This is a genomic window from Mesorhizobium sp. M0715, from assembly GCF_040320355.1.
Taxonomy (GTDB): Bacteria; Pseudomonadota; Alphaproteobacteria; order Rhizobiales; family Rhizobiaceae; genus Mesorhizobium.
This window is the reverse complement of sequence record NZ_JAMYPL010000017.1, coordinates 1-18,851: the sequence shown is the minus strand read 5'-3', so window position 1 is coordinate 18,851 and position 18,851 is coordinate 1. Positions and strand designations below refer to the sequence as shown.

Genomic DNA, 18,851 nt, shown 5'->3' with positions numbered 1-18,851 from the left:
CAGCGGTTAAATCAAGCCAATCCACTACCTATGCTTGAAGCCGCCGCCATTTCATTCCACATCGGTGCGGATGAAGGGCGAAACAGGAGAACGGCGGCGGCATCTGCTGTGGGCTTTGCCCGCATCGCTGATCCTGCATGCACTCATCGCGGCGTTTCTGGTCTATGGCCTGCCGAGACCCGAGCAGCAGCCGGCTCAGCAGGAACAGCCCGTCAATGTCGCGATCGTGCCCCCGCCCGAAAAGCCCAAGCCGAAACCTGCTCCAAAGCCACCGGAGCCGACACCTGAAAAGAAGGCTGAAAAGCCGCCTGAACAAAAGCCGCCTCCGGAACCGCCGAAACCGCCAGACGACCAGGTTTTGAAGCGCGTTTTCCAGTACGGCCAGAAAGATACCGGGCCGGAGAAATCGCTCGACGGAAGCAGCGCTAAACCCAACACGCCGTCGCCGGCCAAGGATGAGGCGCCGAAGCCGCCTGTAGCACCGACACCCGCGCCGACCCAGCCCGCCCCGGCTGCAACGCCACAGCAGAAGGCAGAGCCCAGCAAGTCTGACGAGAAGCCAGCCACCGTTGCGCCGGACGAAAAGCCCGCGCAAAGCGAGGAGAAGCAGGCGACCGAGGACACCGACAAACAGCAGCCGGACAAACAGGAACCCGCACCGCAACCCGACGAAAAGCAAGCCGTCGTGACGCCAAAGCCATTGACGGCTGAGACCGGTGACAAGCCGGCGCCTCCAGCCTCGACCGAAAAGGCAAAGCCCAAAGCCAAACCTGCCAAGACAATGACGTTCAAACCCGCAAAAGCTTTCAAAGCGCCGAGCGGGAATGCTGGAAGGTCAAATCCCACCAACAACGCCCTTGCGGGATCACCGATCTATTCCGGCCTTCCTGGCGTCAGAAAGCTTTACTCGCAAGGGGCAACCGGCAATGCGTTCGCTACAAGCTCCATGGAGAATGTGCCGCGCGGTCAGCGCGTGGCCACCCTTTGCGGCAACGTTCTGAGCCGGGAATTGCAAACTGCCGACTATACGGTCAAATGGGTGCCAACCATCACGCTGGACAAAGGCAATGTTCTCAATCCTCCGCAGGCCGCCTTCAGCACCAGAAACGCCTGGTATAACCTAAATTTCCGATGCGAAGTCGACGCCGATGCGACCAAGGTCCTGTCCTTCAACTTCCGTGTGGGCTCATTGGTGCCGCCTGGCGAATGGGCCAGCCGTGGATTCACAAAGTATCGCCTAAACTAGGCCGGCACACCAAACCTAGCCAATTGCCGGCTAACTTCTTGCCAGTCGGCGCAGACGAAATCGGCACCGGCAGCTGTCAGCCGCGCGGCGTGCTCGGCATAGGTATGGCCGCCGCCGGTGTAGCCGATCGCCGTCATGCCGGCGGCGACAGCGCCCTGGATGCCGAAGGGCGAGTCCTCGATGACGATGCAGTCAACGGGATTGGCGCCGATCTTGTCCGCCGCGAAGAGGAAGATGTCCGGCGCGGGCTTGCCGTTCTTGACCATCGAGGAGCTGTAGATCGCGTCGCCGAAGAAACGCGCCAGCCCGGTCACGGCAAGGCTGTGGTTTATGCGCTCGACGGAGGAGGACGAGGCGACACAGCGGTCGCCCGCAAGCGTCGCGAGAAACGCAGTGATTCCCGGTGTCGGCTTCAATTCCTGCGAGAACAGCACCTTGGTCTCGGCCCAGATGTCGCCGTCCGCCGCCGCCGGAAATTGGTGCCCGGTCAATTCCTTGATCCTGGCGATGATATCGGACTGCTTCATGCCGACGCATTGGGCGATGATGCTGGTGTTGACACCGGGCATGCCGTGCTTTTCGTAGACGCGCTCATAGGCGCGGGCGGCCAGCGGCTCGCTGTCGACAAGAACGCCGTCGCAATCGAAAATAATAGGCCTTGGTCGCGCCACGCGTTTCCCTCTCGAGTCAATTTTCGCACATCGCTATCGGCAAAAAGTCAAATGTTCAATAGCGCGTGCGTTTTGGGGGCGCGAAGAGCGGGCTCAAAGCTGGCGCAACGCATCGCTCGCACGGGAAGACCCGAGCGCCCGTTGCATGGCTTGCCGGGACTGCGCGCGATCTGGGGTGATCCAGTTCGGTTCGGCGCCGAGAAAGCGGTCGAGGAAAGCCACCGCATAGGCCGGCATCTCGGTCACATTCTCGCGATAGGACCACCATGTGCGCAAATCGTCGGCGCATTTGTCGATGCCGGGTGCCGTGCCGAATTCCTGCTCGTGGATCGCCGAAATCACCGAGACGCAGTAGTTGGTGTAGAGGAAACCCTCCGGCCAGAAGCGGACGATTTCCAGCGTGCCGGCGTTCGTTTCCGTCTCGATCAGTTGGGTGAGGCCGGATATTTCTTTTGCCGGCGCCTGTTTTATCAACTCGCGCAGCACGAGGCCGGCGGCAAAGACGATGAAGTCGGCGCGGTCGATCGCGGCGAAGCGCTTCTGCGCTTCCATGATCTCGACCCAGTCGAGAAAGGCTCTGGTGAGCTTGGCCTCGTCGATCTCGAAGCGCACGCCGAACGTGTCCGAGACCACCTTGGCGCTGCCGCGAAAGGTGGCGCGGAACCAGCGCAGCTGCCGCAGCCGATGGCGAAGATCCGGCATCAAGGCCAGCTCGTCCCTGAAGGGCAGCTCCATGTTCCTCGTATCCTGTTTCCCGGTCAGCCTAGCACAACAGCGCCACGGCCGAAATCGGTCAGCGCCCTTGTAGATGACCGCAGCCGAGGCCAATATCATACATATTGACATTCTCGGAAACAAATGTTCTCACTTTGCTGTTGTCACGCGCCGGTCCAAGGTGCGGTTCAACTGAGGCTTCGGGAGGAGAACCGAATGGCGATTTGGCAGTGGGGACTGCTTCTGCTGGTTATCGTGTGGGCGCTGCAGTCGCTCGGCGTCTGGCTGCAGGTGCGGCACTATTCGGATGTCTTCAGGGGCGTCACCGACCAGTACAAGGATGGCTTCGTCGGAGCCGGCAATTTTCGCGGCCGGTTGGCCAAGGGCACCATCGCGCTCGTCGTGGTGACGCCTGATCTGGTCGTGCGCCGCCTGATGGTGATGAGCGGCCGTTCCGTCTTCACCAAATTCAAAAGACATGAAGAATTCGAGGGTGTTCCCCTCGATAAACTCCGGTCCAACCCTGCAATCATGGGGGAGGGGGAACCCGGTGTGGCCGAGGCCGTGAAACGGGCGATCGAGCAGATCGACAAGACACGGTCGGAGCCGGGGAAGAAGCCGGGCCTGTCCGGCTTGAACATAGCAAGGGCTTAGGGCCGCAGGATTTCGGGCTCTAAATCAAAGGGATAGAGGACGCCGCGCACCGACTGGGATCAACCGGCGGGTGGCATAAGGAGGAGAAATGTCTGTATTTTCGTTGTTGGCGCAGCATGCCGACATGGCCGTGCACAATCTGCATGTCGCAGGTGCCATGGTCTCGGATGCCGCATTGCATGGCAAGCTCGCAGTCGAGCATGCCTCCGACCATCTCGTTGTCCTCGCACAAGCGGACAGCGGACCGATCACCGTCGATCAGTTCAAGGAAAAGCTGAAGGACGTCCAGCAGGAAGAGCAGCTCGGCTGGCTGACCGCCATCGGCAAGTACTTCATCGGCATCTTCCAGAAGGGCGGCGAGGTCTTCGCCGGCTTCGTCACCGGCATCATCCCGACGCTGGTGGTGCTGATGACGGCCTTCTACGCCGTCACCGAACTGGTCGGCGAAGAGCGCGTGCATGGCCTGGCGCGCGGCGCCGGCCGGATCGCGCTGACGCGCTACACGCTGTTGCCGCTGCTGGCGGTGTTCTTCCTCACCAATCCGATGGCCTATACGTTCGGATCGTTCCTGGAAGAAAAGCACAAGCCGGCCTTCTATGACGCGGCCGTGTCCTATGTGCACCCGCCGCTCGGCCTGTTCCCGCACATCAATCCCGGCGAGTATTTCGTCTGGGGCGGCATTCTCGTTGCGCTGCTGGAGCTGGAAAAGAAGGGCGTCGTCGTTGCCGGTTACCACGTCAAGGTGGCGATCTGGTACGCAATCGTCGGTCTCGTCGTCATCCTGCTCAAGGGCATGCTGACCGAACGCATCACCGCCATCATGGCACGCCGCCAGGGCGTCGAGCTGTAAGGGCGGGGAGGACATCATGGCCAAGACATATAAAGCCGTACGCATCTCCCGGGGCAAGACCGGTTGGGGTGGCCCGCTCGTGATCGAGCCGACCGAACAGCGCAGCAAGGTTGTTTCCGTCACCGGTGGTGGCATCCACCCGGTGGCACAGCTTATTGCCGACATGACCGGTGGCGAAGCCGTCGACGGCTTCAGGGCGCCGCCGATCGAAAGCGAGATGGCGGTGGTGGTCGTCGATTGCGGCGGCACCGCACGATGCGGCGTCTATCCGCGCAAGCGCATCCCGACCGTCAATCTGACGCCGGTCGGTCAATCGGGGCCGCTGGCCCAGTTCATCACCGAGGACATCTACGTTTCGGGCGTGAAGCCGGCCAACATCACAATGGCGGACGGATCCGAAACGGTCACGACTGCAGGGGGAGCAGCAGCGATGAGTTCAAGCAACAATGCGGCCGCGGCACCACAGCCGCTGCCGAGCGAGGGTGGGCTGATCGGCCTCATCAGCACGATCGGCCGGGTCATGGGACGTATCGTCGGCATCTTCTTCAATGCCGGCCGCCGCACCATCGACCAGGTCATCCGCAACGTGCTGCCGTTCATGGCCTTCGTGACCATGCTCATCGGTCTGATCCTGTATACCGGCATCGGCGATGTGCTGGCGCAGCCGATGGGTCCGCTGGCCAACAACATCGTCGGCCTGCTGATCATCTCGGCGATCTGCGGCCTGCCGTTCCTGTCGCCCATTCTCGGGCCAGGCGCTGTCATCGCGCAGGTCATCGGCGTCGCCATCATCGGCCCGCAGATCGCCAACGGCACGATTTCGCCGGCAATGGCACTGCCGGCGCTGTTTGCCTACAATACCCAGGTGGGCTGCGACTTCGTCCCCGTCGGCCTGGCGCTCGGTGAGGCCAAGCCGAAGACGATCGAAATCGGCGTTCCGGCGGTGCTCATCAGCCGCCAGATCATGGGGCCGGTCTCGGTGCTGATCGCCTGGGTCGTCAGCCTGATCGTGTTCTAAGGCAACTCTGGGAAAAGCGCATAATGCTTTCCCTTGGAAATTGCGTCAAAACAAAGAGTTAGAGCGGTTCACCGCTCTAGGGAAAGTTGAGAAAATGAGGTTCGCCATATGACGGTTCTGTTGAGAACACGGGTCACTGCCATCGGCCCCGAAGTGGCGGACCTTGCCGAAGGGGGCGTGGTCATCCTGTTTGCGGATGGCTCGCCGCCGGAGCTTGCCGAGGTTTCGGTGCTCCACAAGGCGGAGCAGGGACCAAGTGACGGAGCGCCCGCCAAGGGCGCTTCGATCACCCTCGGCCCGGTTGTCGCTGTTATCACAGCGGTCGGCTCCAGCGCGTGGAGCAAGGTGCTGGAAATGGGCCATGTCGTCATCTCGTTCAACGGCGCTACCGAGGCCGAGAGGCCGGGCGAGATCTGTGCGTCGCAAGTCGACCCGCAAGCGCTGGTGGCCGCCCTGAAGACCGGCGCAATCATCACCATCGCCGCCTGACAGCATTCGCGCCGTGGCCTATGTTGGGAGCGGCGCCCAAAACCAGAGTATTGCCATGGAACGCTCGACCATCGTCAGAGTGCATGAAGGTTTGCACGCCCGTCCCGCGACGCGGTTCGTGAAGCTCGCCAAGGGCTTCGAATCCGACGTCGAACTGGTCAAGGACGGCAAGGCGGTCAGCGCCAAGAGTTCGGTCAAGCTGATGCTGCTGGCGGTCAAGGAGAACCAGGAAGTCACGGTGCGGGCGAATGGCGCCGATGCCATCGAGGCACTCGAGGCGCTGATCGGCTATCTCGAGAATCCGCGGGCCGGCCTCGATGATGAAGCGGAGGCGCAGAGCCCGGCGAACGATGCCGGGCAGGAAGCGGCACCCGCGCCCGGATCCGTGCCGGCGGCACCTGACGGGGCAAACCGCCTGCGTGGCGTGGCCGCCAGCGAAGGTTTCGCCATCGGCCCGGCCTTTGCGCATTTTCCACCCGATATCGCCGGACAGGGCCGCGTGTTGCGGGCCGAGGAGATAGAAGGCGAGATCGACAGGTTCCGCACGGCCGTCGGCGCGGTCCAGGCCCGTATGGATAATGCGTTGGCGCAGGACAGCCTGTCGGCTGGAGACCGCGGCATCGTCGCCGCGCTCAGGGATATCGCCGCCGACGATAGCCTGACTGGTGAGGCCGAGGGCCTGATCAAGGGCGGCAATGACGCGGTCTCCGCCGTCATCACCGCCGCCTCCACCATTGCCGCCGAATTCAGCGCGGTCGACGATCACTATCTCAACGCGCGGGCGGATGACGTTCATGCGGTCGGGCGGCAGATCTGCCTCGTGTTGCTGGGCCAAGACGATGTCAGCCTCGAAAACATACCCGAAGGGGCTATCCTGATTGCCGATGACATCGGCGCCTGGGATCTGGCACGCGCGCCGCTGAAGCGTATCGGCGGCGTGGTGTGCGGCCATGGCGGCGCCACCTCGCACATCGCCATCATCGCGCGCTCGCACGGCATTCCGGCAGTGCTCGGCCTCGGCGGCCAGGTCAATGCCTTGCGCACCGCGCGAGACGTCGCGCTCGACGGCAATGCCGGCCATGTGATCATCGACCCCGACGAGGCGACCCGTGCCGATTTCGCCGGCCGCGTCGAAGCGGCGGCAAAGGAGCGCGCCGGCCTGACCATCTTCAAGACGGTGACGCCGAAGCTCGCCGACGGCAGGATCATCGAGGTCGCGGCCAATATCGGCTCACTCGAGGAAATCGAAGCGGCGCAAGAGGCTGGTGCCATGGGCATCGGCCTGTTCCGCACCGAGCTTTTGTTCATGCGCCATATGCATCTGCCCTCGGAAGACATGCAGGCCGAGACCTATGCGGCGCTGGCCAAGGCTTTTGCGCCTTATCCGGTCATTGTACGCACGCTCGACATCGGCGGTGACAAGCCGATTGCCGGCATCGAATTTCCCGACGAGGAAAACCCCTTCCTCGGCTGGCGCGGCATCCGCATGTGTCTCGACCGGCCCGACATCTTCAAGCGCCAACTGCGGGCGCTGCTGCGCGCAGCCGTGCACGGCAACATCAAGGTGATGCTGCCGATGGTGTCCGACCTCTCGGAGGTCAGGCAGACGCGCGTGCTGGTTGACGAATGCACGGCCGAGCTGAAAGCCGAAGGCGTGCCGCATGCGACCTTCGATCTCGGCGTAATGATCGAAACCCCGGCCGCCGTGCTGATCGCCCCGACGCTGGCCAAGGAGGTCGCTTTCTTCTCGATCGGCACCAACGATCTGACCCAGTACATCATGGCCGCGGACCGGCTCAATCCGACCGTCGCCAAGCTCAACGATGTCACCAATCCAGCCGTCATGTCGGCGATCGAAATGACGGCAAAAGCCGGCGTCGCCGCCGGTATCATGGTCGGCATGTGCGGTGAGGCGGCCGGCCGTCCGGATCTCATTGCGACATTCGTGAAGATGGGGCTGACCGAACTCTCGATGAGCCCGGCTTCCATCCAGCGCGCCAAGAAAGCGATCATGGCCATGGCCGCTGAAGGCTAGCCCAGGCCGGCCAACTACGGCAGATGGGCAAGCAAGGTGGCGAACACCGGTGTCAGTTCAGCGATCGGGTTTGCCTTGGCGCAGGCCTGAACGATGCGGTCGTGGCGAATATCCGCCGCCAGTATCGCGATCTCCAGCATATCCGGCTCCGGCGCGCCGTCCCTGCCGGCGGTCGCCAGGCCGCAGGCCAAAGCGAGCGGTGCCAGGCAGCTTACGTCAAGCGCGCTGCTGCCCACCACCGCCGGCATTTCGGACATCGTTTCGGCAAAGCGGACCGGACGCTGGCCGAGGCACTCGACCAGCAGCGCCGAACAGGTGGCCGCGATTGCCTGCAGTCCGGCACCTGGCGCGGCCAACGCGGCCAGCAGATCGCCATGCCGCTTGCGCATCGTGGCATGGACGGCCGCGAAATCGGCTTCGTGGATGCGGGCATTGTCGATGTTCAGGCCGGCAAGAACCGCCTTGGTCAGATAATACATATCGCGCCGGAACAGGCGTTCGGCGTCCAGTTGGCGATCCTCGTTGCCGACCGGGAAATAGGTGCCGAGGCCCTTCACCGTCGTGCCGTCCACCTTGATCGGGCGCTCATGCGGGACGAAAGCTTCAGCGATCGACAGCGCTTCGTCGACGGCACTCGCGGCATGGCTGAGCAGGCCTTCGATGCCCTTGCCTGGAAACGGCGGCAGATGGCTGGTTGCTTCGCGCAGGATGCTGGCATCGCCGCTGCCGTCATGGCGGCTCTGGCGGATGATTTCGCGGACTTCCCGCAGCCGGTCCTTCAGATTGACGCGGACATCTTCGGAGATTTGTCGGAGCATCGCGGATCGCCTTGAAATTTGCTGCGGATAGCCGCCAACCGGGGCAGCCGCCACTCTCTACATTGTTCCTATCGATTGGTAGATCAATAGGCGATACTAGACCAGCATGCAGAATCGGCGGCAGCGCGCTCGTCCGTCGCCGCAGGGGGAGAGACAGACTTGGGCAGACGACGACAGGGCGAAAGCGAAGACGGTCGAGGCGAGGCAACCGAGCAGGTCGCCAGCGAAAGCCGGACGGATCGCCTCAGGATTCGCGCCGCCTGGATGTATTTCGTCGAACAGATGACGCAGAACGAGATCGCCGACGTGCTCGGCGTCGGTCGCGTCACCATCGTGCGCATGCTGGCGGATGCCCGGGCGCGCAACGAAGTGAAGATCACCATCGAGAGCGAATTGTCGGAAATCGTGCGGCTTGAGCGCGCGCTGGAGAAGACGTTCGGGCTGCAGCAGGCGCTGGTGGCGCCGCTTTCGGCACCCAACGCTGATCCGATACCAGCGATCAGCGCCAAGACCGGCAGTTTCCTGTCGGACACGATGAAGTCCGGGATGCGGGTCGGCGTCGGCTGGGGGCAGACGCTGTTCTCGAGCCTGCCCTTCATCAGCGCCAAGTCGCTCACCGACTTCAAGGTGATTTCGCTGCTTGGCGGTGTCGGCGTCGTGCGCCGGGTCAACCCAGCCGAGTTCGCCTGGCGCTTCGCTCAGATATTCCAGGGCGACGGCTATCTGATGCCGACACCAGCCGTCGTCGACAGCGTCGAGACCAAGATCGCACTGATCGAGCGCTGCGGCCTGCAGGAGATTTTCGAAATGGCCGACGTGCTCGATGCCGTTCTGCTGAGCGTCGGCGGGATCGCCTCCGCCACCACCTTCTCTCGTGGCGGCTTTCTCAAGGAGGCGGATCGGGAGGCCTTGCTTGCGCGTGGCGCCGTTGGTGACCTCCTGTTCCATTTCTTCGACCGCAATGGCGATCTGGTCGACCATCCCGTCAACAGCCACGTGATGTCGGTGGATGTCGATCGTCTGCGCAAGGCGCCGATCCGTATCCTCACCTCCGGTGGCGAGGAGAAAACCGAAGCGCTGCTCGGCGCCATGACCCTCATCGCCCCAACCATCCTGATCACCGACGAGGAGAGCGCGCGGCGCATGCTGGAAGCGGTCAGCGGAAGCTGAAGCTCTCCGTGATGTAGTCCGGCCAGGCCTGCTGTTCGTCGAAAACAGCGGCGAGATCCGGTGTGTCCGCCAGTATTCCGCTCAGCACCAGCGCGGTGGCGATGCCGGTGCTGTTTCCCCCCGATATATCGTGTTCGACGCTGTCGCCGACACAGACCACGGTGCCACGGTCCGGCTCGCCGGCCAGCGCCAGCGCGGCGTCGAAAATCGCCTTGTCGGGCTTGCCTATTCGGGTAACGCTGCCGCCCAGGCTTTCATAGAGATCGGCCAGACGGCCGGCGCCGAAGCGAGGGCCAACGGCCGTCAGCATGATGATGTCGGGATTGGTGCAGAAACACGGCACCCGCCGCGCTGCAGCCGGCGCGAATAGCCTGCGATAATGGTCGAGGTCAAAGCGGTCACCCTCGCTGGCCGCGATCATTACCAGTTCGGCCTCATCGCCGGACCCGGTCAGCACAAAAGGCAGGCCCTCGATCGCGGAGCGGTCAGCTTCACGGCTGATCAGCAGGCATTTTGTCCCTGGGCGCAGCTTCCCCGACATCGCCATCTCCCTGAAGGATCGCCACGCCACCTCGCCGGAAGAAACGAAATGATCCCAGCTTCCCGCTTCGAAGCCGAGTTTTATGAGCCGGCTTTCATTGGGTCGTGCCCGCCTGCCGGAGTTCGAAACCAGCACCACGGTCTTGCCGGCGCGCTTCAGCGCCGACAGCGCTGCCACCGCGCCCGGATAGGGCCGTGTGCCGTCATGCAGCACGCCGAACTGGTCGAGCAGGAACACGTCGTAGCGCTCCGCCAGCGGCCCGATGCCGTCGAGACGTTCGATCGTTTTCGCGCTCATAGGAGTCCTGCCCGGCTTGCACCCATCAGCGCCAGCCGCGCCGTGCCGGCGGCGGCCTCGTCGGAAAGCGCGGGCAGGAAATCGACGCCGAGCCTGCGCCGCCGGATTGCCGTCCAGGCTGGGTTCGCCGCCCCGCCTCCGACGCTCCTGACCGATATCAGCGCGGGCGCGCCGAGTTCGGCAAGCCTGTCATAGCCGAGCGCTTCGATCGCGGCGATGCCTTCGAACATCGCTTTCAGATAATCGGCGTCGTCCGCCGGCCGGGGTGCAAGGCGAGGCGGCAGCGCCGGATCGGCGATCGGAAATCGTTCGCCCGTGGCGGGAAGCGGATAGTAATCGAGGCCGGTGTCGGTCTCCGGGTCGATTTTTGCGCTGAGTTCGATGATACGGGCGAGCGGAAAATGCTGAGCCAGCACCTTGCCGCCGGAATTCGACGCACCGCCTGCCAGCCAGGCGTTGCCGAGCCGGTGGCTGTAGATGCCGAAGCGCGGCGCCGAAATCGGCCGGTCGGACAGGATCTTGATGGTCAGCGAGGATCCCAGCGCGGTGACGCCGTCGCCGATCGCGGCAGCACCGGTCGCCAGGAACGAGGCGCAGCCATCCGTGGTTCCGGCGACGACGGCCACATCGCGCGGCAAGCCGAACAGTTCCCCGGCTTCCGCGGTGAGGGCGCCGGTGACTTCGCCCGGCTCGACCACGCGCGGCAGCAACTCCACGCGCATTCCGGTCGCGGCGATCCATTCCGGCCAGCGGCGGGCCTCGACATCATAGCCTGTCTTCAGGGCATTGTTCTCGTCGCTGACGTCGAAGCGGCCGGAGAAGTTTCCGGCAATCCAGTCGGCCTGATGCAGCACCGCCGCAATGCCCGGCAGATGCTGGAAGCGCAGGGCCTTGGCGAGGCCGGATGTCGCTCCGTGCGCTGCACTTGCAGCCGGCGCGGTGCGGTCGATCGCGGCCAGAATGTCGTCGTCATCGACCTTGTCGTTGTACATCAGCGGTTCGGCCAGCGGCCGCCCGGCGGCGTCGACCGGCAGCAGCGTGCCGGAGGTGCCGTCGATGGCGATGGCGCGGACCGCCGTGCGGTCGATGCCGGAAAGCAGGTCCGTCAGCACCGCCTTGACCGCTTGCCACCATGCCGTGGGGGCTCGGTCATCGTGGCCAAACCTGTCGAGTGGAACGGCCGAATGCCCGGCTATGGAAAAATCCGGGCGCATGGCGACGGCGCGCGCACCTGATGTGCCTAGGTCGATGCCGATGACAAGTGGCATCATGTCCATGCTAGCCGCCAGCCGCGTTGAGCTTCTGGCGATATTGCTCGGCGTCCCAGTTGACCAGCTCGTCATTCTCGGAAGCGGTGAGATAGTTCAGCCGCGCTGCGACGTCGATCCGCGCGGTCACGTCGGCGAGGCAGCGTTGCATGGCATCGGCGCCGGCACTGGCGTCGCCGCGCATCAGCACGCCTGCGCCGGGAAACAGGATCGCCGCAGGCGACGTGTCCAGTCGTGCAATGACATCGGCCACCGCCTCGCCCGGTTTCGCCACGATGGAGCCCTGGCCGAGGAAGATGACGTGGTCCGGATAGAGGCTGCCGGCCTGCGCCATGCGGCGGCTCTCAGGGTCGAGCGCAACCGCATGCGCTTCGACATCGGCCGGCAATCTGTAGAAGCTGTCGCCGGCAAGCGCCGCCAAGGCATCGAGGTCGGGTGCGGCGGTCGCGCGCGCCGGCCGGGCCAGCAATGACCTGATACGGCGCAGCAGAAGCTCCGCCCCGGCGACGGTTTCGGCGGCGACGACCAGCCCGTGATTGCCAAGGATCAGCACGTCGACACCAGGCCGCAGTTTTTCGGCAATGCCGCGTGCAAGCGGCAGGCCGGGCCGGAAATAGGGCACATAGGCCCAGTCGATGCCATCGAGCCGCCTGGCGACCTCGGCCTCGCCATCGGCCTGCACGGCAAGTGAGATGGTGTCGACGCAATGGACGTGAAGAACCACGCGCTGCGGCATCAGGGCGTGCACCGTGGTCTCGATCGACGGCCGCAGGCCGCGCGGGTTGAGCGCTGCAATGGTGAAACCTTGCGGCTGGTCGGCGGCGCGATCGCGCTGTTCGACGGCTCTCAGCAACGGCGCCATCGCCACCGGCACCATGATGTCATCGACCAGCGCGTCCTTCAGCCAGGTGCCGGAGGCCTTGATCCACAGCGTGTCGCCGGCTTTCAGCGAGGTGTTGCCGCCTGCCGCCTGGGTCAGATGCGGGCTCTGCCCGATGCTGGCCGAGAGCGCCCGTAAGGCCGCCAGTTCCTGCGCGTCAGCTTGGGTCGCCATGGCGCTTTTTCTCCAACGGCTCGGCCGTGTCCTGCGCGAAATCCCGTTGCCGGGGTCGAATTGGCGCTGATATCGCAGATACGAGTGATCTACGTCAATAGTGATCTAGTATCATCAAAACCCGCTTGCAATCCGGCTAATGTTGAGTAAGTTGCGCCAACTGCCATGGAAATGGCATCCGGGAGGAAAGAATTGAGCGACTCCGGCCGCCAGCGTCAGATCGTCGAACTGCTGCGGGATCGTCCGTTCGCTTCGGTGCGCGAGCTGCAGGAACGGCTTGGCGTTTCAGCCGCGACGGTCAGGCGCGATATCGACAGGATCGACGAAGCCGGCGAAGCGCGGAAGGTCTATGGCGGCATCTCGGCGCTCGACGGCGCTTCCCAGGCCGGTGTCGCCTACGCCCGGCCCTATGACGAGAACCGCGACCTTGCGGTCGAGGCCAAGCGGCAGATCGCCGCTCTCGCGGCGACCATGGTGCGTGACGGCGACGCCGTCATCGTGCATGGCGGCTCGACCTGCTTCCATCTCGGGGTCAAGCTCGCCGAGCGCAACATCCGCCTCTACACCAACTCGATGCCGCTGGCGGCCTATCTCAGCGACCACGGCCATTGCAGCCTGACGGTTGCGGGCGGTGATCTGCATCGCGAACCCGGCATCATTCATTCGCTCACCCAGGCCGTGCCCTTCTACGCCTCCAAATTCTTTCTCGGCGCGCAAGGCCTTGGCCAGGAAGGCGTGATGGAATCGCACCCGCTGCTGGTGCGCTCGATCGTCGATCTCAGCCTCTGCGCCGACCAGATCGTGGTGCTGGCCGACAGCCGCAAACTGTCGATCCACGCGCGCAATGTCGCGCTCCCGCTTTCCCGCATCGGCACGCTGGTCACCGACGACGGTCTTTCCGATGCCGATGCGCGCATGCTGGAAGACGCCGGCGTCATGGTGCGGATAGCCTCGGGAGCCATCCAGTGAAGGTGGCTGTCCTCGATTTCGGCAAGACCAATTCGAAGCTGTTCGTCTTCGGCCAGGACGGGCGCATTGTCGACGAGCGCCGGACCCAGCCGAAATGGGTGCGCCAAGGCGGCTTCAGCGTGCTCGACGAGGCGGCGCTCCACCATTGGGCGCTCAGCGCCGTTGCCGATGCGGTCGATGGTCATGGAGTGGAAGGGGTCATGGTCTCGGGCCATGGCTGCACCTTTGCCTTGGTCGACGAGGCGGCGCTGACGCATCCGATCCTCGATTACGAGCAAGAGCCGCCGGCCGAGATTGCCGCGCGGATCGATCGCCGCATTCCGGGCTTTGCCGAGACCTTCTCGCCGCGGTTGCCGCTGGGCTTCAACTACGGCCGCCACATGCTGTGGCTGCAGGAGGTCGAGCCCGACGCGTTCGCCGCGTCGAAATCGATCCTCGGCTATCCGCAATATTGGAGCTGGCGCCTTGGCGGACGGGCGGTCTCGGAAGTATCCTATCTCGGCTGCCATTCGCATTTGTGGGCGCCGCGCCGCCAAGATTTTTCCTCGCTGGTCGACGCGCAGGGCTGGCGTGACCGGATGCCTGCCTTCGAGCGCGCCGGCACCGTTATCGGCGAGCAGCGCCTCGGCGCTGCGGCAAGCCCGATCGCCATCCACAACGGCGTCCATGACTCGAATGCGGCGCTGCATGCCTATCGCCGGCAGGAGCTTGGCCCGGTCACCGTCGTTTCTACCGGCACCTGGGTCGTCGTGCTCAATCCGTCCTGTCCCCTCGACGCGCTCGACCGGGACCGCGACATGCTGGTCAATGTCGATGTCGGCGGCGGCCCAGTGCCGACCATCCGCTTCATGGGCGGGCGTGAATTCGCAACCATCAGCGCCGGCTGGCAAGGCGAGATCGCCGGCCCGGCGGTGCAGCGGGTGATCGATGCCGGCATCATGGCGCTGCCGAGCTTCGCGCCGGGCGGGCCGATGGCGGGGCATTCCGGCCGACTGGCGGGGCGCGCGCCCAATGCCGAGGAACGCGCGGCTACGGCGCTGCTCTACGTCGCGCTGATGGTCGATCTGTCGCTCGATCTCATCCATTCGAACAACACCGTGATCGTCGATGGCGGGCTGAACACGGGCGGTCTGCTCGCCGGACTGCTGGCGCAATTGCGTCCCGACCAGGCTTTCCTGCAGGGCGCCACGCTGGAGGGCAGTGCCACCGGTGCAGCGGCGCTCGCCTTCGAGAGCGTTGGGCGCGAATTCGCCGCCGAAGTTCCGGAGCCGGTGCGCGCGTCGCGTTTCACCGGGTTGGCAGGCTATCGCGGCAATTGGCGTGCCGCCACCATGGACCGGGGCGTCGCTGGTGCGGTGGCGGGAGGCGCGCGATGAGTGCGATTGCCAAGGCCGAGACGGTGCGCCAGCCGGTGCTGGAGATGCGCCACATCTCCAAGACGTTCGGCACCATCCGTGCCTTGCACGATGTCTCGCTGAGCGTCCATGCCGGCGAGCTGCACGCCTTGATGGGCGAGAACGGCGCCGGCAAGTCGACATTGATGAAAGTGCTTTCAGGCGCCTATCGGCCGGATGCCGGTGGCGAGATCCTGATCGACGGCATGCCGGCCGCGACCGGCGATCCGATCAAGGCGCGCGCCAGCGGCGTCGCGGTGATCTATCAGGAGCTGTCGCTGGCGCCCAATCTGACGGTGGCGCAGAACATCTTCCTCGGCAACGAGCCGCGACGCTTCGGCATCGTCGATCGTGACCAGTGCACCCGGCGCGCCAGGGAGATCATCGCGCGTCTGGGCGTCTCCTTTTCGGCCCGCGACATGGTCTCCAGCCTGTCGCTCGGCGAGCGACAATTGGTCGAGATCGCCCGCGCGCTGTCGACCAATGCGCGCATCATCGTCATGGACGAGCCGACGACGTCGCTGACCTCGCGCGAGACCGACCGGCTGTTCGAGGTCATCGCGACGCTGAAATCGCAAGGCATCGCCATCATCTACATCAGCCACCGCATGGAAGAGGTCTACCAGCTTGCCGATCGCGTCAGCGTGCTGCGCGACAGCGGTTATGTCGGCACGCTCGAACGTGCCGACCTCAGCGCCTCGCGCCTCGTCTCGATGATGGTCGGCCGCGATCTGTCGGCTTTCTACAAGAAGGATCATCGGCCGCCGGACGAAAAGCGCGCGGTGGCGCTCTCGGTGCGTGGCATGTCCGACGGCCGTCTCCTGAAAGACTGTTCGTTCGACCTGCACAAGGGCGAGGTGCTGGCGCTGGCGGGTCTGGTCGGTTCCGGCCGTACCGAGCTTGCGCGGCTGATCTTCGGCGCCGACAGGCGCGTGTCAGGCACGCTGGAACTCGACGGCAAACCTGTAACCATCGGCTCGCCGCGCGAGGCGCTCGATGCCGGCATCGCCTATCTGACCGAGGACCGCAAGGAACTCGGCCTGTTCCTCGACATGTCGATTTCCGACAACATCAGCATGGGCGTGCTGGCGCGGGATTCGCGCGCCGGCGGCTTGCGCGACTTCGCGGCCGCCGAAAGGCGCGCTTCCAAGGCCGTTGCCGGTCTCTCCATCCGCACCAGTTCGGTGCAGGCCAATGCCGGCTCGCTGTCGGGCGGCAACCAGCAGAAGGTGCTGCTCGCCCGCCTGCTCGAAACCGAGCCGAAGGTCGTCATCCTCGACGAGCCGACCCGCGGCGTCGATGTCGGGGCGAAATCGGAAATCTACCGGCTGATCGACAATCTCGCCAAACAGGGCATCGCCATCCTGATGATCTCCAGCGAACTGCCCGAGGTGATCGGCGTTGCCGACCGCGTGCTGGTGATGCGCGACGGCACGATATCGGGCGAGGTGACGGCATCGCAAGGCGAACCGCTAAGCCAGGAGAAAATCATGGAACTTGCAACGGGAGCGGCTCAGCAATGACCGACAAGGCGACCGAGATCAGCGCAGGCGGCCAGGCCACCGGCACGAGCCGACGGCTGCGCACGGCTTTCGCTGCCCTTGGCATGCTGCCGGTGCTGATCCTGCTGGCGGCCGGCTTCCAGTTCCTGAACCCGCGCTTCCTGACCGAGACCAACCTGTTGATTGTCACCCAGCAGTCGTCGATCAACATCGTGCTGGCGGCCGGCATGACCTTCGTCATCCTGACCGGCGGCATCGACCTGTCCGTCGGCGCCATCCTCGCCGCATCGGCGATGGTGGCGGTGATGGTGTCGCTGGTGCCGGATTGGGGTTTGCTCGGCGTGCCGGCGGCCATTCTGGTCGGGCTCGGCTTCGGCCTCATCAACGGGCTGCTCATCGCCTATATCAAGCTGCCGCCCTTCATCGTCACGCTGGGTTCGCTGACCGCGGTGCGCGGTGTTGCCCGCCTGCTCGGCCAGGACACCACGGTGTTCAACTCGGACCTGCCGTTCGATTTTATCGGCAACGGTTCGCTGTTCGGCATTCCCTGGCTGGTCATCATCGCGCTGTCGGTGGTGGTGCTGTCCTGGCTGGTGCTCAAGCGCACCGTGCTCGGCACCTGGATCTATGCCGTCGGCGGCAATGCCGAAGCGGCGCGGCTGACCGGCATCAAGGTGCCGCTGGTGCTGCTCTTCGTCTATGGCGTTTCCGGCCTGCTGGCCGGTCTTGGCGGCGCCATGTCGGCGGCCCGGCTCTACGCCGCCAACGGCTTGCAGTTGGGCCAGTCCTACGAACTCGACGCCATTGCCGCGGTCATCCTCGGCGGCACCAGCTTCGTCGGCGGCGTCGGCTCGATCTGGGGCACGCTGATTGGCGGCCTGATCATCGCGGTGCTCTCCAACGGGCTCATCTTGGCCGGCGTTTCGGACATCTGGCAGTACATCATCAAGGGATTGGTCATCATCGTGGCGGTCGCCCTCGACCGCTACAGGCTCCAGGCAGGAGCAAGAACGTGATTGACCTTAGTCGCCGGCGTCAACGACCGGTTTCATGTAACGCACCGTGAGAGGCGCGGGGCAATCGGAGGAAAGCAATGAAGACCATCGCCAAACTGCTCTGCGGCGTCGCACTCGCGTCGCTCGCCATCGCGCCTGCTTCGGCCAAGGACCTCAATAAGGTCGGCATCTCGGTCGGCCTGCTCGGCAATCCCTTCTTCGTCGCCACCATCAAGGGCATCGAGGACGCGGCCAAGAAGATCAACCCAAAGGTCGAGGTGACCTCGGTGTCGGCCGACTATGACCTCAACAAGCAGGTCTCGCAGGTCGATTCGTTCATCGCCGCCGGTGTCGACGTGATCATGCTCAATGCCGTCGACGCCAAGGCGATCGCGCCGGCGGTGAAGAAGGCACAGGCTGCGGGTATCGTCGTTGCCGCCTTCGACGTTTCGGCGCCGGGCGCCGACGTCACCGTGATGACCAACAACGTCAAGGCCGGCGAAGAGGCCTGCCAGTACCTGGTCGACCACACCGGCGGCAAGGGCGACTATGTCATCCTCAACGGACCGGCATCGTCCTCGATCCTGGAGCGGGTGAAGGGCTGCAAGAACGTGCTGGCGCAGCATCCCGACATCAAGATCCTCTCCGACGACCAGAATGCCGAAGGCTCGCGCGACGGCGGCCTGAAGGTGTTCCAGTCGCTGCTCACCCGCTTCGACAAGATCGATGCGGTGTTTGCCATCAACGATCCGACGGCGATCGGCGCCCAGCTTGCCGCCAAGCAACTCAACCGCTCGGAGTTCATCTTCACCGCCGTCGACGGCGCGCCCGATATCGAGAAGGAACTCTCCTCCGGCACCTCGATGATCAAGGCCTCGGCCTCGCAGGATCCTTATGTGATGGCCGGCCAGTCACTGACGATGGCGGCCGAACTTCTGGCCGGCAAGAAGCCGACGGAGCCGACCGTGCTGCTCGACCCGAAGCTGATCACGGCCGAGAACCTGAAGGACTACAAGGGCTGGACCGCGGCCCGCTAAATCCTTCCCAAGCCGGTGCGGGCCGGGGGGGCCCGGCCCCCCCCTTTTGAGGCGACGCGGCCCGAGTTGGGGCGGTTGGGTAAAAAAGTATTATTAGTTGGGGGAGCGCGGGGGGCAGAGAAAGTCGGG

Annotated in this window: 18 protein-coding genes; 12 read left to right on the top strand and 6 right to left on the bottom strand. The window is 64.4% G+C overall.

The window, feature by feature from the left end; genetic code table 11:
* Positions 1–70 precede the first annotated feature (70 nt).
* Positions 71–1,246, top strand: a complete 1,176-nt coding sequence (locus tag NKI21_RS19890; protein ID WP_023811038.1) for a DUF930 domain-containing protein — start codon at positions 71–73, stop codon at positions 1,244–1,246.
* Here the strand turns inward: NKI21_RS19890 and NKI21_RS19885 are convergent.
* Both NKI21_RS19885 and NKI21_RS19880 read right to left on the bottom strand, forming a co-directional pair.
* Entirely contained in the window at positions 1,243–1,917 is a 675-nt protein-coding gene (locus tag NKI21_RS19885) for an HAD family hydrolase (RefSeq protein WP_023811039.1), read from the bottom strand. The two genes, NKI21_RS19890 and NKI21_RS19885, sit on opposite strands and share 4 nt — an antisense overlap.
* 93 nt (positions 1,918–2,010) lie before the next feature.
* Entirely contained in the window at positions 2,011–2,652 is a 642-nt protein-coding gene (locus tag NKI21_RS19880; protein WP_023811040.1) for a hypothetical protein, read from the bottom strand.
* Between the two features lie 195 nt (positions 2,653–2,847).
* Between NKI21_RS19880 and NKI21_RS19875 the strand changes: the two genes are divergently transcribed.
* The 5 genes from NKI21_RS19875 (at position 2,848) to ptsP (ending at position 7,677) form a co-directional block, all read left to right on the top strand.
* Positions 2,848–3,285: a transcriptional regulator GutM gene (locus tag NKI21_RS19875; RefSeq protein ID WP_352866880.1), complete on the top strand. Its 438-nt coding sequence runs from the start codon at positions 2,848–2,850 to the stop codon at positions 3,283–3,285.
* Between the two features lie 88 nt (positions 3,286–3,373).
* The gene (gene srlA, locus NKI21_RS19870; RefSeq protein ID WP_013529328.1) at positions 3,374–4,135 is read left to right on the top strand and encodes a PTS glucitol/sorbitol transporter subunit IIC; all 762 of its coding nucleotides are present in this window, start codon (positions 3,374–3,376) and stop codon (positions 4,133–4,135) included.
* Positions 4,136–4,151: 16 nt separating this feature from the next.
* The gene (gene srlE, locus NKI21_RS19865) at positions 4,152–5,153 is read left to right on the top strand and encodes a PTS glucitol/sorbitol transporter subunit IIB (protein ID WP_023811043.1); all 1,002 of its coding nucleotides are present in this window, start codon (positions 4,152–4,154) and stop codon (positions 5,151–5,153) included.
* Positions 5,154–5,261: 108 nt separating this feature from the next.
* Positions 5,262–5,642 (top strand): PTS glucitol/sorbitol transporter subunit IIA, encoded by a 381-nt coding sequence (locus tag NKI21_RS19860; protein ID WP_023811044.1) that lies wholly within the window; start codon positions 5,262–5,264, stop codon positions 5,640–5,642.
* A gap of 55 nt (positions 5,643–5,697) precedes the next feature.
* Positions 5,698–7,677 carry a phosphoenolpyruvate--protein phosphotransferase gene (gene ptsP / locus NKI21_RS19855; protein WP_023811045.1) on the top strand — a complete coding sequence of 660 codons (1,980 nt, stop codon included), beginning with the start codon at positions 5,698–5,700 and terminating at the stop codon, positions 7,675–7,677.
* Positions 7,678–7,691: 14 nt separating this feature from the next.
* Here ptsP and NKI21_RS19850 read toward each other — a convergent pair whose 3' ends face one another.
* A complete protein-coding gene (locus NKI21_RS19850) occupies positions 7,692–8,495 on the bottom strand; it encodes a hypothetical protein (RefSeq protein WP_352866874.1) in 804 nt (267 codons plus the stop codon).
* 159 nt (positions 8,496–8,654) lie between these two features.
* On the opposite strand from NKI21_RS19850, the gene NKI21_RS19845 reads away from it, so the two are divergent.
* On the top strand, positions 8,655–9,665 hold the full coding sequence (locus tag NKI21_RS19845; RefSeq protein WP_127269653.1) for a sugar-binding transcriptional regulator: 1,011 nt from the start codon (positions 8,655–8,657) through the stop codon (positions 9,663–9,665).
* Here NKI21_RS19845 and NKI21_RS19840 read toward each other — a convergent pair.
* From NKI21_RS19840 to NKI21_RS19830, 3 genes are read right to left on the bottom strand one after another with little or no spacing between them, the layout of a single operon-like run.
* Positions 9,652–10,503, bottom strand: coding sequence for a TIGR01459 family HAD-type hydrolase (locus NKI21_RS19840; RefSeq protein WP_352442061.1), 852 nt, complete (start codon positions 10,501–10,503; stop codon positions 9,652–9,654). The genes NKI21_RS19845 and NKI21_RS19840 overlap by 14 nt on opposite strands.
* Positions 10,500–11,774 (bottom strand): FGGY-family carbohydrate kinase, encoded by a 1,275-nt coding sequence (locus NKI21_RS19835; RefSeq protein ID WP_352442066.1) that lies wholly within the window; start codon positions 11,772–11,774, stop codon positions 10,500–10,502. Before NKI21_RS19835 ends, NKI21_RS19840 begins: the two co-directional genes overlap by 4 nt.
* Positions 11,775–11,781: 7 nt before the next feature.
* Positions 11,782–12,825 carry a class II aldolase/adducin family protein gene (locus NKI21_RS19830; protein ID WP_352442062.1) on the bottom strand — a complete coding sequence of 348 codons (1,044 nt, stop codon included), beginning with the start codon at positions 12,823–12,825 and terminating at the stop codon, positions 11,782–11,784.
* A 192-nt stretch (positions 12,826–13,017) separates the two neighbouring features.
* Here NKI21_RS19830 and NKI21_RS19825 point away from each other — a divergent pair, with 192 nt between their 5' ends.
* The 5 genes from NKI21_RS19825 (at position 13,018) to NKI21_RS19805 (ending at position 18,722) form a co-directional block, all read left to right on the top strand.
* On the top strand, positions 13,018–13,794 hold the full coding sequence (locus tag NKI21_RS19825) for a DeoR/GlpR family DNA-binding transcription regulator (protein WP_127266683.1): 777 nt from the start codon (positions 13,018–13,020) through the stop codon (positions 13,792–13,794).
* Positions 13,791–15,170: an FGGY-family carbohydrate kinase gene (locus NKI21_RS19820; protein WP_352442063.1), complete on the top strand. Its 1,380-nt coding sequence runs from the start codon at positions 13,791–13,793 to the stop codon at positions 15,168–15,170. The genes NKI21_RS19825 and NKI21_RS19820 overlap by 4 nt, the downstream gene beginning before the upstream one ends.
* A complete protein-coding gene (locus NKI21_RS19815) occupies positions 15,167–16,711 on the top strand; it encodes a sugar ABC transporter ATP-binding protein (protein ID WP_352442064.1) in 1,545 nt (514 codons plus the stop codon). Before NKI21_RS19820 ends, NKI21_RS19815 begins: the two co-directional genes overlap by 4 nt.
* Positions 16,708–17,706, top strand: coding sequence for an ABC transporter permease subunit (locus tag NKI21_RS19810; RefSeq protein ID WP_127266680.1), 999 nt, complete (start codon positions 16,708–16,710; stop codon positions 17,704–17,706). The genes NKI21_RS19815 and NKI21_RS19810 overlap by 4 nt, the downstream gene beginning before the upstream one ends.
* A 77-nt stretch (positions 17,707–17,783) precedes the next feature.
* On the top strand, positions 17,784–18,722 hold the full coding sequence (locus tag NKI21_RS19805; RefSeq protein ID WP_352442065.1) for an ABC transporter substrate-binding protein: 939 nt from the start codon (positions 17,784–17,786) through the stop codon (positions 18,720–18,722).
* The last annotated feature ends 129 nt before the right edge of the window (positions 18,723–18,851 follow it).